Origin of the sequence: Streptomyces sp. TP-A0874 (assembly GCF_001748085.1) — a bacterium.
In the GTDB taxonomy this organism is placed as follows: Bacteria; Actinomycetota; Actinomycetes; order Streptomycetales; family Streptomycetaceae; genus Streptomyces.
In genome coordinates this window covers 291,963-308,104 of the sequence record NZ_BBZK01000005.1, presented here as the reverse complement: position 1 = coordinate 308,104, position 16,142 = coordinate 291,963, and the positions used below count along the sequence as shown (strand labels likewise).

At 72.5% G+C, this 16,142-nt stretch carries 14 protein-coding genes; 10 read left to right on the top strand and 4 right to left on the bottom strand.

The window, feature by feature from the left end:
- Positions 1-65: 65 nt before the first annotated feature.
- From BGP73_RS08950 to BGP73_RS08925, 6 genes are all read left to right on the top strand, one after another.
- A complete protein-coding gene (locus tag BGP73_RS08950) occupies positions 66-980 on the top strand; it encodes a DUF6457 domain-containing protein (RefSeq protein WP_069813497.1) in 915 nt (304 codons plus the stop codon).
- Positions 977-2,404: a molybdopterin molybdotransferase MoeA gene (locus BGP73_RS08945; protein WP_069813495.1), complete on the top strand. Its 1,428-nt coding sequence runs from the start codon at positions 977-979 to the stop codon at positions 2,402-2,404. The genes BGP73_RS08950 and BGP73_RS08945 overlap by 4 nt, the downstream gene beginning before the upstream one ends.
- A complete protein-coding gene (locus BGP73_RS08940; RefSeq protein WP_079127363.1) occupies positions 2,401-3,468 on the top strand; it encodes a potassium channel family protein in 1,068 nt (355 codons plus the stop codon). The genes BGP73_RS08945 and BGP73_RS08940 overlap by 4 nt, the downstream gene beginning before the upstream one ends.
- Positions 3,469-3,483: 15 nt before the next feature.
- Complete coding sequence (locus BGP73_RS08935; protein WP_069813491.1) at positions 3,484-4,461, top strand: NAD(P)H-quinone oxidoreductase; 978 nt, start codon at positions 3,484-3,486, stop codon at positions 4,459-4,461.
- 143 nt (positions 4,462-4,604) lie between these two features.
- On the top strand, positions 4,605-5,123 hold the full coding sequence (locus BGP73_RS08930) for a hypothetical protein (protein WP_069813490.1): 519 nt from the start codon (positions 4,605-4,607) through the stop codon (positions 5,121-5,123).
- A gap of 247 nt (positions 5,124-5,370) precedes the next feature.
- Entirely contained in the window at positions 5,371-5,934 is a 564-nt protein-coding gene (locus BGP73_RS08925; protein ID WP_069813488.1) for a bacterial proteasome activator family protein, read from the top strand.
- 112 nt (positions 5,935-6,046) lie between these two features.
- On the opposite strand, the gene BGP73_RS08920 is transcribed toward BGP73_RS08925, so the two are convergent.
- Positions 6,047-7,732 carry a protein kinase domain-containing protein gene (locus BGP73_RS08920; RefSeq protein ID WP_069813486.1) on the bottom strand — a complete coding sequence of 562 codons (1,686 nt, stop codon included), beginning with the start codon at positions 7,730-7,732 and terminating at the stop codon, positions 6,047-6,049.
- A 401-nt stretch (positions 7,733-8,133) separates the two neighbouring features.
- Between BGP73_RS08920 and BGP73_RS08915 the strand changes: the two genes are divergently transcribed.
- Positions 8,134-9,678: a protein kinase domain-containing protein gene (locus BGP73_RS08915; protein WP_079127362.1), complete on the top strand. Its 1,545-nt coding sequence runs from the start codon at positions 8,134-8,136 to the stop codon at positions 9,676-9,678.
- Positions 9,679-9,705: 27 nt separating this feature from the next.
- Here the strand turns inward: BGP73_RS08915 and BGP73_RS08910 are convergent, their stop codons facing one another.
- The 3 genes from BGP73_RS08910 to BGP73_RS08900 all read right to left on the bottom strand — a co-directional run bounded on the left by BGP73_RS08910 (position 9,706) and on the right by BGP73_RS08900 (position 12,164).
- Positions 9,706-10,962: a phosphotransferase gene (locus tag BGP73_RS08910; RefSeq protein ID WP_079127361.1), complete on the bottom strand. Its 1,257-nt coding sequence runs from the start codon at positions 10,960-10,962 to the stop codon at positions 9,706-9,708.
- Between the two features lie 46 nt (positions 10,963-11,008).
- Entirely contained in the window at positions 11,009-11,398 is a 390-nt protein-coding gene (locus BGP73_RS08905; protein WP_069813482.1) for a pyridoxamine 5'-phosphate oxidase family protein, read from the bottom strand.
- A 106-nt stretch (positions 11,399-11,504) separates the two neighbouring features.
- The gene (locus tag BGP73_RS08900; RefSeq protein WP_069813480.1) at positions 11,505-12,164 is read right to left on the bottom strand and encodes a response regulator; all 660 of its coding nucleotides are present in this window, start codon (positions 12,162-12,164) and stop codon (positions 11,505-11,507) included.
- 341 nt (positions 12,165-12,505) lie between these two features.
- Here BGP73_RS08900 and pdhA point away from each other — a divergent pair, with 341 nt between their 5' ends.
- From pdhA to BGP73_RS08885, 3 genes are read left to right on the top strand one after another with little or no spacing between them, the layout of a single operon-like run.
- The gene (gene pdhA, locus BGP73_RS08895) at positions 12,506-13,651 is read left to right on the top strand and encodes a pyruvate dehydrogenase (acetyl-transferring) E1 component subunit alpha (RefSeq protein WP_069813478.1); all 1,146 of its coding nucleotides are present in this window, start codon (positions 12,506-12,508) and stop codon (positions 13,649-13,651) included.
- A 2-nt stretch (positions 13,652-13,653) separates the two neighbouring features.
- Entirely contained in the window at positions 13,654-14,634 is a 981-nt protein-coding gene (locus BGP73_RS08890) for an alpha-ketoacid dehydrogenase subunit beta (protein WP_069813476.1), read from the top strand.
- A 21-nt stretch (positions 14,635-14,655) separates the two neighbouring features.
- Complete coding sequence (locus BGP73_RS08885; protein WP_069813474.1) at positions 14,656-16,074, top strand: dihydrolipoamide acetyltransferase family protein; 1,419 nt, start codon at positions 14,656-14,658, stop codon at positions 16,072-16,074.
- Positions 16,075-16,142 lie beyond the last annotated feature (68 nt).

The window sequence follows — 16,142 nt, the reverse complement described above, 5'->3', positions numbered from 1 at the left end:
GGGGGCGTGGTCCGGGGTGCGGACCGGTTGGCGGAGCGTTGGCCGCATCCGGCCATACTCAAGGCATGACTGCGCATCCGTACGACGCCGTGGTATTGGCCGGCGGCGCCGCGAAGCGGCTGGCCGGCGCCGACAAGCCGGGGCTGCGGGTGGGTGGGCGCCCACTGCTGGACCGGGTACTGGCGGCCTGCCCCGACGCCGCGGGCACGGTCGTCGTCGGGGCCCGGCGGGCGACCCCGCGCCCGGTGCGCTGGGCTCTGGAGGACCCGCCGGGCGGCGGCCCACTGGCGGCTCTCGGAGCCGGGCTGCGGCAGGTGACCGCCCCCACGGTGCTCACCCTCTCCGCCGACCTGCCGTTTCTGACCACCGGCACGGTGCGGGCGCTGCTCACCGCTCTCGGACCCCGGGACGGAGGGGCGGATCGTCCCGCCGGGCCGGGGCCCACCGGTCCTCGGGCCGCCGACGGTGTGGTGCTCGTCGACTCCGGCGGTCGGCGGCAGCCGCTGGTCGCCGTCTACCGCACCGAATCGCTCCGCCGGGGACTCGCCCGCATCGCAGCCGAGCACGGCGGCCTCGCCGACCTTCCGCTCCGGCTGCTCACCGACGGACTCGCCCTCCACCAACTGCCCCCTGCCGACCCCCGTGCGGTGTTCGACTGCGACACCTGGGAGGACATCGCGGCGGCCCGGGCCCGTATCAGGGAGCATGGCAACGTGTTGGATGAATGGATTGCCCTGGTCAAGGACGAACTGGGGATCGAGCTGGACGTGGACACCCGCGCCCTGCTCGACCTCGCAAGGGACGCCGCTCACGGTGTCACCCGGCCCGCCGCCCCGCTCACCACCTTCCTGGTGGGATACGCGGCGGCGCAGGCCGGTGGCGGCCCCGAGGCGGTGGCGGAGGCCGTCCGCAAGGCCGTCGCGCTCGCGGCCCGCTGGACGGAGGAGGCCGAAGAGGACCCTGAGAAGAGCTCCCCATGACCGGTTCGGCGATGGACCGGGCGACCGAGGAGGCGCTCGCCGTGGCCAACGAGGACGGCGACCGGGGTACGAGTGGGCCGGGGACGAGCGGGCCGGCAGGCCGGAGCCGCGGCGAGGACGACCCCGCAGCGGCGGGCGCCCGGAGCGGCCTGCCGTGGCCGCGGGCCCGGGAGATCGCCGGCCGCGCCGCCACCGGGCCGGCGGCGCCGGTGAGGCGGGAGCTGGACGAGACGCTGGGAGAGGTACTGGCCGAGCCGCTGGTCGCGCTGACCGACCTCCCGGCGTTCGACACCTCGGCGATGGACGGCTGGGCGATCGCCGGCCCAGGCCCCTGGCGGCTGGTGGACGGCCCCGGGCTGCTCGCCGGCCGCTCCGGAGCCGGTGAGCTGGCGGACGGCCAGGCGGTCGCCATCGCCACCGGGGCACGTATCCCGGCCGGAGCGACAGCCGTGCTCCGCACCGAGCACGGGGAGCTGAGGCGCTCCGACTTCCCGGCCGGTGAGGACCCGGACGGACCGGTGGACGTCCGGCCGGCGGACAGCCGGGGCAGCCCCGGTGAGCCCACCGGAGCCGCATACCTGCACGTCCTCGGAGACCGGGCCCGGACGCCCGGTCAGGACATTCGCCCGCGGGGACAGGAGTGCCACCGCGGCGACCGGCTGCTCCCGGCCGGCTCACCCGTCACCCCAGCCGTCCTCGGCCTGGCGGCGGCGGCCGGCTACGACAGGCTGGCCGTGTTCCCGAGGCCGCGCGTCGAGATCCTCGTCCTCGGTGACGAGCTGCTCCACCGGGGCCTGCCCCGGGAGGGGCTGATCCGGGACGCCCTCGGCCCCCTGCTCGCCCCCTGGCTCAGAGCCCTCGGCGCCGAGGTCGTCAGCTCCCGCCACCTCGGGGACGACGCCGAGGTGCTCCGCACCGCCGTCACCACCTCCACCGCCGATCTTCTGGTCACCACCGGCGGCACCGCCGCCGGCCCGGTGGACCACGTGCACCCGATCCTCCGCGCAGCCGGTGCAGAGTTGCTGGTGGACGGGGTGGCGGTACGTCCGGGACACCCGATGCTGCTCGCCCGGCTCGCCCCCGGACGGCACCTTGTCGGGCTGCCCGGCAACCCGCTGGCGGCGGTCTCCGCGCTCTTCTCCCTCGCCGAACCGCTGCTCCGGGTCCTCTCTGGTCGGGGACCCGCGCTCCGGAGCACCGCCCGGCTTACCCAGGGGGTGCCCGGACACCCGGAGAACACCCGCCTGGTGCCGGTCGCCCTCCGTGGGGGTCGGGCGGCGCCGCTGCCCTTCGACGGACCCGCTATGCTCCGGGGCGTCGCCGCCGCCGACGGGCTCGCCGTGGTACCGCCTGGGGGTGTGGCGGCCGGAACCGAGGCGGAGATGCTCAAGCTCCCTTGGTTCGAGGGGGAGACGAGTCAGTGAAACTACCCAGCATGGACGCGGCCGCCCGGACCGATCCGGACGGTCAGGGGTACCGCGTCCAGCTTCCCCAGCACGCGGTCCGCCCCCTCAAGCAGGTCGTGCGAAGACTGCTGCTGGCGCTGCTGGTGCTGGTGGCGACCGTGCCGATCGTCTACTTCGACCGCAAGGGCTACCACGACAGCGCGGGCAAGGAACTCGACTTCCTCGGATCCGTCTACTACACCACCGTCACCCTGTCCACCACGGGATACGGCGACATCACCCCGGTCAGCGATAGCGCGCGCATCGCCAACGTGCTGCTGGTGACACCCCTGCGCGTCTGCTTCCTGGTCGTTCTGATCGGCACCACCCTGGAGGTCCTCACCAAGCGGACCCGGGAAGAGTGGCGGCTGAGCCGCTGGAGGACTGCCTTGCGTGACCACACCGTCGTCGTCGGCTTCGGGACCAAGGGCCGGTCCGCCGTGGAGACCCTCTGCGCCACCGGGCTGCCGCGGGACCGGGTCGTCATCGTCGACGCCAGCAGCCGGGTGATCGAACTGGCCAACTCCGAGGGTTTCGCCGGGGTCATAGGGGACGCGACCCGCAGCGACGTGCTGCTGCGGGCGGAGGCGCAGAAGGCCCGTCAGATCGTCATCGCACCGCAGCGCGACGACACCGCCGTGCTGGTCACGCTGACCGCGCGGCAGATCAACCGCTCGGCGAAGATCGTCGCCGCGGTGCGGGAGGAGGAGAACGCGCCCCTGCTCCGCCAGTCCGGTGCCGACGCGGTCATCACCAGCGCCAGTGCCGCCGGCCGGCTCCTCGGACTCTCCATGCTCAGCCCCAGCGCGGGCACCGTCATGGAGGACCTGATCCAGAAGGGCACCGGCCTCGATCTGATCGAACGACCCGTGGTCAAGGCGGAGGTGGGACGATCCGTCCGGGAGACGGACGACCTGGTCGTCTCCGTGAAGCGCGGCCACCGGCTGCTCGGTTACGACGACCCGAAGGCCAGCCCGCTCCAGGCCACCGACCGGCTGATCACCATCGTCAGGGCGAAGCGTCAGGTCGCCGAGCCGGAGTAGCCTCGCGGCATGGCTATGCACGCGATCACCATTCCGGAACCAGGCGGGCCGGAGGCCCTGGTCTGGGCCGAGGTCCCGGCGCCCGTCCCCGGCGAGGGGGAGGTCCTCGTCGAGGTCGCGGCCAGCGCGGTCAACCGCGCCGACATCCTCCAACGGCAGGGGTTCTACGACCCGCCGCGCGGCGCCTCGCCCTATCCCGGCCTGGAGTGCGCCGGCCGCATCAGCGCGCTGGGCCCCGGCGTCTCCGGGTGGGCGGTCGGTGACGAGGTGTGTGCGCTGCTGGCCGGGGGAGGCTACGCCGAGCAGGTCGCCGTGCCGAGCGGGCAACTGCTCCCGCTGCCCGCCGGGGTCGACCTGGTGACGGCCGCGGCGCTGCCCGAGGTGGTCTGCACCGTCTGGTCGAACGTCTTCATGGTCGCCCACCTGCGGCCCGGTGACACGCTGCTGGTGCACGGCGGTGCGAGCGGGATCGGCACCATGGCCGTCCAGTTGGCGAAGGCGGTCGGCGCGCGGGTCGCGGTGACCGCCGGCAGCCCGCAGAAGCTGGAGCGCTGCCGGGAGTTGGGCGCCGACATCCTGATCGACTACCGGCAGCAGGACTTCGTGCGGGAACTGCGGAAAGCCACCGAGGGGCGGGGCGCCGACGTCATCCTCGACATCATCGGCGCCAAGTACCTGGACCGGAACATCAAGGCGCTCGCCGCCAACGGTCGATTGACGATCATCGGCCTGCAGGGCGGCGTCAAGGGCGAGTTGAACCTCGGGGCGCTGCTGGCGAAGCGGGCCGCGGTCACCGCGACCACGCTCCGCGCCAGGCCGCTGGAGGAGAAGGCGTCGATCGTGGCCGCGGTCCGGGAGCACGTCTGGCCGATGATCGAAGCCGGACGGGTGCGGCCGGTGGTGGACCGCACGGTCCCGCTCTCCGACGCGGCGCAGGGGCACCGGGTGTTGGAGGAGAGCGGGCACGTCGGGAAGGTGCTGCTGGTGCGGTGACAACGGCCGTACCAGGGGGCGGCTCGGCCGGGCCGGAGAAGCCGCGGGGCGCCCGAGCGGAGCGCTCGGGATGCCGCGAGCCGCACGGTGTGTGACGCTGGACACAGTTAGTCGACGCCTCGGCACAGGAGGGGGTCACCGCCGTGGCTCCAGCGCTCTACTCGGTATCGGCCCTGGGCCTGCTGGTGTCCCTCGCGGTGCTGCCGTCGCCGGCCGTCGCGGCGCAAGACCAGGCGCAGGACCACGTGGTCGGTGGCTCGGCTGCGGCGACGGCCGAAGCCGCCGCCGGCCACCCGTGGGTGGAGGCCTCCGCCGACTCCCCCTCGGGCCCCACCCCGCCCCGGCCTGCGGCGGCGGGGGATGTGCGGCCCGCGGAGACCGCCCCGCCCGAGCCGGCCCGGTGGGACGCCGAGGCCGATCAGGTCCGGGCGGGCGATCCGCTCGGCTACCGGGCACCGCGGGCGCTGCCGGGAGGGCTCGTGCACGAGGTGGGCGGACCGGGCTCCGCCGTGCAGAACGCCGAGGACGACGGCGCGGACTCGGTGCACGAGACCGTCACCGAGCCCTCCGGCCGATTGCTCCGGGTGCTGCCGCTGGGCACCGGGTTCGCGCTGGTGGGTCTGGGGCTGGGCTTCTTCGGCATCCGGCTGCGCCGGGGGTGAAACGGGGTACGGCCGAGGTGCCGGTACGCCGGGGGCTGACCGCTCGTGCGAACCAACCGAAGCCAACCGGGAGCGGCGGCCCCCCGACGGTGGCCGCGCGGCCACCGCTCCCGGAGCAGTTGACCGCCCCCGTACCGAGACCGAGCCGTGGCCGGACGACTGCGGGCGGCGCTGCGCGTTCTCAACGAACCCGGCACCGGCGGGGGCACGCCGTGCCTCGGGACGAATATGCGAGACAATGGGGCGTATGGAGACGCCGAGGAACGAACGATCACAGGAGAACCCCCAGGTCCTCGTTGTGGGCCCGGAGGGAATGGCGCTCGGCACCGCGGGGAACGGTGCGGGGGAGAACGGCGAGGAGCCGCACGAGCTCCCGGTGACCGAGATGGTCGAGCAGCCGGCGAAGGTCATGCGCATCGGCAGCATGATCAAGCAGTTGCTGGAGGAGGTCAGGGCCGCTCCTCTGGACGAGGCGAGCCGGGTCCGCCTCAAGGAGATCCACGCCGGCTCGGTCAAGGAGCTGGAGGACGGTCTCGCGCCCGAGTTGGTGGAGGAACTGGAGCGGCTCTCGCTGCCCTTCACCGAGGAGACGGTGCCGACCGAGGCCGAGCTGCGCATCGCCCAGGCCCAGCTGGTCGGTTGGCTGGAAGGACTCTTCCACGGTATCCAGACCGCGCTGTTCGCCCAGCAGATGTCCGCCCGGGCGCAGCTGGAGCAGATGCGCCGGGCGCTGCCGCCGGGGGTCGGGATCTCCACGGAGGGTGAGGAGGAGGGGCGCGGGCAGAACGCGCGCTCCGGTCCGTACCTCTGATCCGACGGCAGGCCCCCCTGATCCGACGGCAGGCGCCGTACGACGCTGAGGGCCCGTCCGAGCGCTGCTCGGACGGGCCCTCAGCCGTTCCCCCGGTGTCCGGGGGAGCTCGTCAGGGCTTGTGGCCCGAGGCGATGGTCAGCTCGACCTTGTCCTCCTCGGGATTGAACGCGTCCCCGGCCTTGGGGTGCTGTTCGATGACGAGGTTCTTGCCCCAGAGGCTGTCCTTCTTCTCCGGCGGGTCCTTGTACTTCCAACCGGCCGCGTTCATGCAGAGCTTCACCGACTGGAGGTCGCGGGTGTTGAAGTCCGGCATCCGGACCGCGTCCTCGTCGTCGTAGTGCTCGTAGGCCTCGGTGCACTTTTCCTTTTTGATGGTCCGGGACTTGTCCTCCGGCACGGTCGTCTCCGGCGCGGGGTCGTCTCCCTCGTCGGTGTCGGCGCCACCGCCCGGGGCGGCGCCGGACGGCTCGGTGGTCGGCTCGCCGGGGGAGTCGCCGATCGGCGACTCGGTCTGCGTCGGGTTCTTCGCCTGTTCGTCCCCGTCGTCCTTGCGGAGCAGGAGGGCGGTGGCCACGCCGCCGACGACGAGCAGCGCCACCGCGATCGCGCCGATGACGACCGGCAGGTTGCTCTTCCGCCCGGGCGCGGAGTGCGGGGCGCCGTAGGGCGGTGGGGTGTGGCCGGCGGCGTACGGTGCCGGGGGCCCCTGGTAGCCGCCTTGGCCGTGGCTGGCCGGAGGTGGGGTGGAGGGGCCGAATCCGCCGCCGTACTGCCCCGGCGGAGGGGTGCCGACCGGCTGGTACGGGGTCTGCGGGGTGGCCTGGCCCTGCTGGTCCAGCGGCGGGAAGACGGCCGAGCCGACCCCGGCTCCGCTGTTCGGGGCGCCACCCCCGACGATCACCGGAGCGTTCCCGGAGTGGTCGGCGCCGGCCACCCGGGCGCATTCGTCGGCCATCGCCTGGGCGGTGGGGAAGCGCTCGTTCGGGTTCTTCCTGAGCGCTCGGGCGACCAGCGCGTCCACGGCCGGGGGGAGCGAGCGGTTGATGGTGGAGGGCGCGACCGGCTCCTCCTGCACATGGGCGTAGGCGATGGCCAGCGGCGAGTCGGCGTCGAAGGGGAGGCGCCCGGTCAGCAGCTCGAAGAGCATGATGCCCACCGAGTACAGGTCGGAGCGGGCGTCGACGCCGCGGCCCAGGGCCTGCTCGGGGGAGAGGTACTGCGGGGTGCCGACGACCATGCCGGTCTGCGTCATCGAGGTGACGCCGGACTGCATGGCGCGGGCGATGCCGAAGTCCATGACCTTGACCACGCCGCGCTTGGTCATCATCACGTTGCCGGGCTTGATGTCCCGGTGCACGAGGTTCATCTCGTGGCTGACGTCGAGCGCCGCCAGCACGTCCGCGGTGATCTTCAGCGCCTTGGCGGTGGGCATCGCGCCGTACTGGGCGATGTCCGCGTCCAGCACCGAGCGCAGCGGCTGGCCCTCGACGTACTCCATGACGATGAAGGGCATCGTCGAGCTGCTCTCCCCGTCGACGACGGTGTCCTCACCGGTGTCGAAGACGGAGACGATGTTGGTGTGCGAGAGCTTGGCCACGGACTGTGCCTCGCGGCGGAACCGCTCCCGGAAGGAGGCCTCGCGCCCCAACTCGGTGTGGAGGGTCTTGACCGCCACCTGCCGGTCGAGGACCGTGTCGTGTGCGAGGTAGACGGACGCCATGCCGCCCGCGCCGAGCAGGTCCTGCAGCTGGTAGCGGCCGTTCGCCACCGAGCGGCCCACGCCTCCCTGGCTCATCTGGCAGATTCCCCCTCGACGCGCAGCCGCTCGGCCGGTTCCACGCTGTGGCCCGGCCGTCCGATCTGGCTGATCCCGCGGCTGAACATGTAAGTCTCGCTCCCACGATTACGGGCCAAGTCTGCCGTAGGGGTAGGACACGTCAAGCAGCGGTGCCCGTTCCGTGACCCGATGCGCGACAAGAGTTCAGGAAGCGTTACCGCATCGCCACGCGATTTGCGCCCGAATACGTACAGACGGTTTGATGGCCGGTCCACCACCCGACGACGCACGCCGCGAACGCTGTAGCGTGCCCTATCGGAACTCCTCCGCCGGCTCTCCCTTTTCGAAGCCGGTCGGACACGGCTCGTGACCGCGAACCGGGCAAGCGGACAGATGTACGAATACTACGGCGAGGACTGATGGCACAGACGCGCTCTGGAGGCCCGTCCGAACCCGATTCGAACGGCGGTGGCATGGCCGACGCGCCTGAGATGTGGGGCAACGGAGGGATGGTCGGCGACGGCCGCTACCGCCTGACCCACCGGCTCGGCCGCGGCGGGATGGCCGAGGTCTTCGCCGCCGAGGACGTCCGCCTGGGCCGCACCGTGGCGGTGAAGCTGCTCCGCTCCGACCTCGCCGAGGACCCGGTCTCCAAGGCCCGCTTCACGCGGGAGGCCCAGTCGGTCGCCGGTCTCAACCACCACGCCGTGGTCGCGGTCTACGACTCGGGCGAGGACACGGTCGGCGCCAACACCGTGCCCTACATCGTGATGGAGCTGGTCGAGGGCCGCACCATCCGCGACCTGCTGATCAACGCCGACACCCCGCCGCCGGAGCAGGCACTGATCATCGTCTCGGGGGTCTTGGAGGCGCTCGCCTACAGCCACCACCACGGCATCGTGCACCGGGACATCAAGCCCGCCAACGTCATCATCACGCACAACGGCGCCATCAAGGTGATGGACTTCGGCATCGCCCGGGCGCTGCACGGGGCGGCCAGCACCATGACCCAGACCGGCATGGTCATGGGCACCCCGCAGTACCTCTCCCCCGAGCAGGCGCTCGGCAAGACCGTCGACGCCCGCTCCGACCTCTACGCCACCGGCTGCCTGCTGTACGAGTTGCTGGCCCTCCGGCCGCCGTTCACCGGCGAGACCCCGCTCTCGGTGGTCTACCAGCACGTCCAGGACACCCCGGTGCCCCCCTCACAGGTGCTGGACTCCGCTCCGCCGGAGCTGGACGGCCTGGTGATGCGCTCGCTGGCGAAGGAGCCGGACGACCGGTTCCAGAGCGCCGAGGAGATGCGCGGCCTGGTGCAGTACGCGCTGCAGATGCTCGGCAGCAGGGGCGGTCACACCGGCACCTGGGACACCGGTCCGGCGGTGGTCGGAACCGCCGCCACCCCGCCCATGGGCACCACCGCCGCCATGCCGCCGACCAGCCACGGCGACACCTCGCAGTTCTCGGTGGCGGGCGGGATGCCCGACGGCGGCCCCCCGGGCGGCGGGCAGGCCGGGCGCGGCAGGCTCTGGCTGATGGCCGCCCTCGCGGTGGTCGCGGTGGTGGTGGCCGGCAGTCTCATGCTGGTGTTCCGTCCGGACAACGGCGACGACACCAAGAAGCCGCCGCGGTCGCCCGCGACCTCCCAGTCCGAGGACCAGGACACCTCGGAGCCCTCGCCGGAGGAGAGCACCGAGGAGGTCGACCCCGGCGACTCCTCCGGTGGCGGCGACTGGGGCTGGACCGAGGAGCCGAGCGAGTCCATCGACGAGCCCAGCGAGGATCCGACGGAGGAGCCCACCGACAACCCCACCGACGATCCGTCCACCGGGCGTCCGGGCGGTGGTGACCCGGGAGGCGGCGGCGAGCCGCCCACCTCCGGCCCGCCGGAGCCCACGGACTCCGGCGGTGAGGGCGGCGGCGATCCGGGCGGCTCGGACGAAGGCGGCGAGGGCGGCAGCTGACCCCCGGCCCGCCGGGAGGCCCCGGGGTCAGTCGGTGAACGCCGCGCAGACCGCGGCATAGGCGCCGGTCCACCAGACCGAGAGCGCCGCGGTGGCCGGGAACTGCTGGTCGGTGCGCCGGTCCGACAGCTGGTACCGCCAGCGCAGCATCCAGAAGTCGTTGAGCCGCTCCCACCACACCCGGTGGACCGCGGCGGCCAGCTCCTCCGGTGTGGCGCCGGTCGCCCCCCGGTAGGCCCTGGCGTACGCCCGGAGCCTGACCAGATCGAGGGTGCCCCGGGGGCGGAGGAAGAAGAGCGCGGCGGAGCGGACCGCCTCCTCCGCCCGCGGGCGGACGCCCAACCGGTCCCAGTCGACGATGGCGGCCGGCTGCTTGCCCCGGTAGATGAGGTTGAGCGGGTGGAAGTCGCCGTGGACCCAGCCGCTGGCCGTCTCGGCGGCCTCGGCCGGTCGCCGGTGGGCATGCCGCTCCACGAGCCTCCGCCGCTCGACGAGCACCCGCTCGGCGAGTTCGTCGAAGGCGTCCCGGTCCCGTTGCCGGTCCCGGGCGAGCCGGAGGAGCTCGTCGATCTCGGCGAGGGTGTCGCGGGGGTCGGCGCTCTCCACCGGTCCGGCCGGCACGGTCGGGTCGGCCAGCGCACGGAGCCGTACGCGCGCGGGGGCGGCCGGGGCGCGCCTCGACCCGGCCGCGGATTCCTCGGCGGCCCCGGTCGGCCGCGGGCCGGGCACCAGGACGGGCCTCTCGTCCCGGTCCGCCCGCGCCGCGGACGCCGGAGAGGGCGGCCGGCCGTTCGGCATGACCTGTGCCAGGCAGGTGTGCACCAGACCCAGCAGGGTGCCCAGCTCCCGGGACTCGGCCACGCTCAGCTCGGCACCGCTGCGGTGCCGGCCGGGCACCCAGGGATGGAGGGCGTAGCAGTGCCCGCCCAGCCGCCTGACCGTGGTTCCGGTCGTGTCGCTGATCGCGGGGGCGACCGGGAGGCCCAACTCGTCGAGGTGGGCGGTCGCCCGGTGGTGGCGGGCGATGGTCTCCCGGGAGCCGTGGAGGTGGTGCTTGAGGAAGAACACGCCCCGGGTGGTGGTCAGCCGGTAGCCGCGGTTGAGCAGGCCCTCGGCGACCCGCTCGCAGGAGAGCGGCTCTCCGGCGCCCCGGTAGCGGTGCAGCAGCCGGCCCAGAGCCTGTGCGTCGGGCGCCTGCTCCCCGCCGGACTGCGGGGGGTCTTCTGCCGGGAGGCGCCTGGCAGCCGGCGGGGTCCGGCACACGGATACGGATGAGCGCGGCATCCGTCAAATGTTAGATCACCGCACATGTCGCTCGTATCACCCGCTGTCACGGCCGGATGGAGTGCACGATCTGGATCTGCGGCTCGATGCGGAGGTAGACCGGGTCGAAGGGGTCCTCGTCGATGCGGGCGGGTGGTGCGCCCAATAGGTCCAGCTCCTGGCCGCCGGGCCGCTCCACGACCCGGGCGGTGCCCACCACCTGGGCCGACCAGAGTTCCCCGGTGTCCGGGAGCGGTCCGTGGGTCGCGTACGCCACGACGTTGCCGTCGCAGGCCTGGTGGTAGCCGTGGCCCCGGTGGAGCCGGAGCAGGACGCCGTCGGGGGTCACGATGTGCTGGGCGGCGGCGATGAAGGGCAGCGCCCGCATGCTCGCGGACAGCAGGCCGTACGCGGTGCCGTCGAAGAGGTCGATCGCTCGCTGGGTGTCGGGGGACATGCCTCCACCGTGCGGGGCGGGCCCCCGCCGAATGAAGAGGATCCCGCCCTGTACCGGGCGGGTCCTTGGTCCCGGAGGGGCCGGGGCTCCAGCGGTCGCGCCCGGATCAGTCCCGTTCCGCCTGGCGGCGGGCCACGTAGGCGGCGGCCTGCGAACGCCGCTCCATGCCCAGCTTGGAGAGGAGGCTGGAGACGTAGTTCTTGATCGTCTTCTCGGCGAGGTGGAGCCGTTCCCCGATGGCGCGGTTGGTCATGCCCTCCCCGATCAGATCGAGGATCCGCCGCTCCTGGTCGGTCAGGCTGGCCAGCCGCTCGTCCCCCTTGGGCTCGCCCTCGCCGCGCAACCGCTCCAGGACGCGTCCGGTCGCCACCGGGTCGAGCAGCGACTTGCCGGCCGCGACGTCCCGGACCGCCGAGAGCAGTTCCTCGGAGCGGATCGCCTTCAGCACGTACCCCGAGGCCCCGGCCATGATCGCGTCGAAGAGCGCCTCGTCGTCGGCGTAGGAGGTCAGCATCAGGCAGTTGATGCTCTCGTCCTGGGAGCGGATCTCCCGGCACACCTCGACACCGTTTCCGTCCGGCAGTCGCACGTCGAGGACCGCCACGTCCGGTCGGGTCGCGGGGATGCGGCTCAACGCCTCGGCGGCCGTGCCCGCTTCGCCCACCACCTCGATGTCGGGCTCGACGGCGAGCAGATCGTGCACTCCCCGCCGAACAACCTCGTGGTCGTCAAGTAGAAATACCGTGATTTTTCCATTTTCACGCACAGTTTCAGTTTCCCACACCAGCTCTTCCCGTGCTCTCCCGCGCCGGGATAACGTGCCGTTGTCCCGGTCGGCTGTAAGGCTGTGACCAGTGGTTGTTCCGGACTTTCGCGATTTACTTGGAGTTCCAAGCAAATCCGCAGGTCAGAGGGGTTTCGCAGAGATGTGGGCCACTGGGTAACGTGCTTGTGGCAAACCACTGGCCGGGCGCCTGTCACACCTGGTTCGGCCGCTCGCACACACCCCGTGCACCGGTCGTGGCCGGGTGAGCCTCCCCCGCCCCCGGCGGGGGGACCCTCAGGCCACCGGCGACCCCGGGGGCCGGACAGACGGAGGAGCACACCGTGACCGTGGAGAGCACTGCCACGCGCAAGCCGCGTCGCAGCAGCAAGCGCGTGGGCGCGAAGAAGACCCGAGCCGGGCAGCCGGAGCTGGTCCAGCTGCTGACCCCGGAGGGTGAGCGGGTCGAGCATCCGGACTACGCCATCGACCTGACCCCCGAAGAGCTGCGCGGTCTCTACCGCGACATGCTGCTGACCCGGCGCTTCGACGCCGAGGCGACCTCACTCCAGCGCCAGGGCGAGCTGGGCCTGTGGGCCTCGCTGCTCGGCCAGGAGGCGGCGCAGATCGGCTCGGCCCGGGCGCTGCGCGACGACGACTACGTCTTCCCCACCTACCGGGAGCACGGCGTGGCCTGGTGCCGGGGGGTCGACCCGTCGAACCTGCTCGGCATGTTCCGCGGCGTCAACAACGGCGGCTGGGACCCGAAGAGCAACAACTTCCACCTGTACACGATCGTCATCGGCTCGCAGACGCTGCACGCGACCGGCTACGCCATGGGCGTCGCCAAGGACGGCGCGGACGCCGCGGTCATCGCCTACTTCGGTGACGGTGCCTCCAGCCAGGGCGACGTGGCGGAGGCCTTCACCTTCTCCGCGGTCTACAACGCCCCCGTCGTCTTCTTCTGCCAGAACAACCAGTGGGCCATCTCCGAGCCCACCGAGCGGCAGACCCGCGTCCCGCTCTACCAGCGGGCCCAGGGCTACGGCTTCCCCGGTGTCCGCGTCGACGGCAACGACGTACTGGCCTGCCTGGCGGTGACCCGGTCCGCGCTGGAGCGGGCCCGGAGCGGGGAGGGACCGACCCTCGTCGAGGCCTTCACCTACCGGATGGGCGCCCACACCACATCCGACGACCCGACGCGCTACCGCCAGGACGAGGAGCGCGTGGCCTGGGAGGCGAAGGACCCGATCGCCCGGCTCCGCGCCTATCTGGAGCGGGAGGGCTTCGCCGACGAGGCGTTCTTCGCCGAGGTCGACGAGGAGAGCGAGGCGCTCGGCAAACGGGTGCGCGACGCCGTCCGGGCCATGCCGGACCCCGATCCCATGGCGATGTTCGAGCACACCTACGCGGACGGCCACGCACTGGTCGACGAGGAGCGCGCGCAGTTCGCCGCCTACCAGGCGTCCTTCGCCGAGGAGGAGAACTGATCATGGCTGTCGAGAAGCTTCCCATCGCCAAGGCGATCAACGAAGCGCTGCGCAGCGCGATGGAGACCGACTCCAAGGTCCTGGTCATGGGCGAGGACGTCGGCAAGCTCGGGGGCGTCTTCCGGGTGACCGACGGTCTGCAGAAGGACTTCGGCGAGGACCGGGTCATCGACTCCCCGCTCGCCGAGTCCGGGATCATCGGCACCGCGATCGGCTTGGCGCTGCGCGGCTACCGGCCGATCGCCGAGATCCAGTTCGACGGGTTCGTCTTCCCGGCCTACGACCAGATCGTCACGCAACTGGCGAAGATGCACGCCCGTGCGCTCGGCAAGGTCAAGCTGCCGGTGGTCATCCGGATCCCCTACGGCGGCGGCATCGGCGCCGTGGAGCACCACAGCGAGTCGCCGGAGGCGCTGTTCGCGCACGTCGCCGGTCTGAAGTGCGTCTCACCGTCGAACGCCTCCGACGCCTACTGGATGATGCGGCAGGCCATCGACAGCGACGACCCGGTGATCTTCTTCGAGCCGAAGCGGCGCTACTGGGACAAGGGCGAGGTCGACACCGCCGCCATCCCGGGCGGTCTGCACGAGGCCCGGGTGGTCCAGGAGGGCAGCCAGCTGACGCTGGCGGCCTACGGCCCGATGGTCAAGGTCTGCGTGGAGGCCGCCGCGGCGGCCGCCGAGGAGGGCAAGTCGATCGAGGTCCTCGACCTCCGCTCGATGTCCCCCATCGACTTCGACACCATCCAGGGCTCGGTGGAGAAGACCCGCCGGCTGGTCGTGGTGCACGAGGCCCCGGTCTTCCTGGGCACCGGCGCGGAGATCGCCGCACGCATCACCGAACGGTGCTTCTACCACCTTGAGGCCCCGGTGCTGAGGGTCGGCGGCTACCACGCCCCGTACCCGCCCGCCCGACTGGAGGAGGAGTACCTCCCCGGACTGGACCGGGTACTGGACGCCGTCGACCGCGCGCTAGCGTACTGAGGGCCGAGGAGAGTCGTGACGATGACAGACACTGGGCAGCGCTTCCGCGAGTTCCGGATGCCCGACGTGGGTGAGGGCCTCACCGAGGCCGAGATCCTCAAGTGGTACGTCAAGCAGGGCGACGCCGTCACCGACGGCCAGCCGGTCTGCGAGGTGGAGACGGCCAAGGCCGCCGTGGAACTGCCGATCCCGTTCGACGGAGTGGTGCGGGAACTGCACTTCGAGGAGGGCGCGACGGTGGACGTCGGCGCCGTCTTCATAACGGTGGACACCCAGCCGGGGGCCGGAGACGACGCTCCCGCCGCCGGCGCCGAGCCGGCCGGGGAGCAGCCCGAGCCGGAAGCCGAGCCGGAAGGCCGCCAGCCGGTGCTGGTCGGCTACGGGGTGTCGACGGCCTCGACCAAGCGCCGCCCCCGGAAGACCGTGGTGACGGCCCCGGGCGGTCCGAGCGTTCCGGCGGCGCCGCGGCCCGCGGTGCCGCAGCCCGCCCCGGCACCCGCGGTCGACCGGGTGCCCGCCGGCGCGCCGCCGGCGGGCCGGGAGCGCCCGCTGGCCAAACCGCCGGTCCGCAAGCTCGCCAAGGACCTGGGTGTCGACCTGACGACCGTCACCCCGACCGGGGCGGACGGGATCATCACTCGGGAGGACGTCCACGCCGCGCACTCGGCGGCCCAGCCGGCCGAACAGCCGGCGGCCCCCGCCCCGGTGGCCGCTACCGCCGCGCCGGCGAGGGCGGACGCCCGCGAGACCCGGGTCCCGATCAAGGGGGTGCGGAAGGCCACCGCCCAGGCGATGGTGGACAGCGCCTTCACCGCGCCGCACGTCACCGAGTTCATCACGCTCGACATGACGCGCACCATGAAGCTCGTCCAGGAGCTCAAGCAGGACCCGGACATGTCCGAGGTGCGGGTCAACCCGCTGCTGCTGGTGGCCCGGGCCTTCCTGGTGGCGATCCGGCGCAACCCGGAGATCAACGCGGCCTGGGACGAGGACGCTCAGGAGATCGTGCACAAGGAGTACGTGAACCTGGGTATCGCGGCGGCCACCCCGCGCGGACTGATCGTCCCGAACATCAAGGACGCGCACGCCAAGACCCTGCCGGAGCTGGCGCGGTCGCTGGGGGAACTCGTCGCCACCGCCCGCGAGGGCAAGACCTCGCCGGCGGACATGCGGGGCGGTACGGTCACCATCACCAACGTCGGCGTCTTCGGAGTGGACACCGGCACCCCGATCCTCAACCCCGGTGAGTCGGCGATCCTGGCCTTCGGAGCGGTCAAGCTCCAGCCCTGGGTGCACAAGGGCGAGGTCAAGCCGCGGCAGGTGACCACCCTGGCGCTCTCGTTCGACCACCGGCTGGTCGACGGCGAGCTGGGCTCCAAGGTGCTCGCCGACACCGCGGCCGTCCTGGAGCAGCCCAAGCGGCTGATCACCTGGACCTGAGCGGCCGAGGAACGGTCCGAGGGGCGGCGTACCGCCCGTTCGACCGGGCGGGCCCGGACACCGAGGCA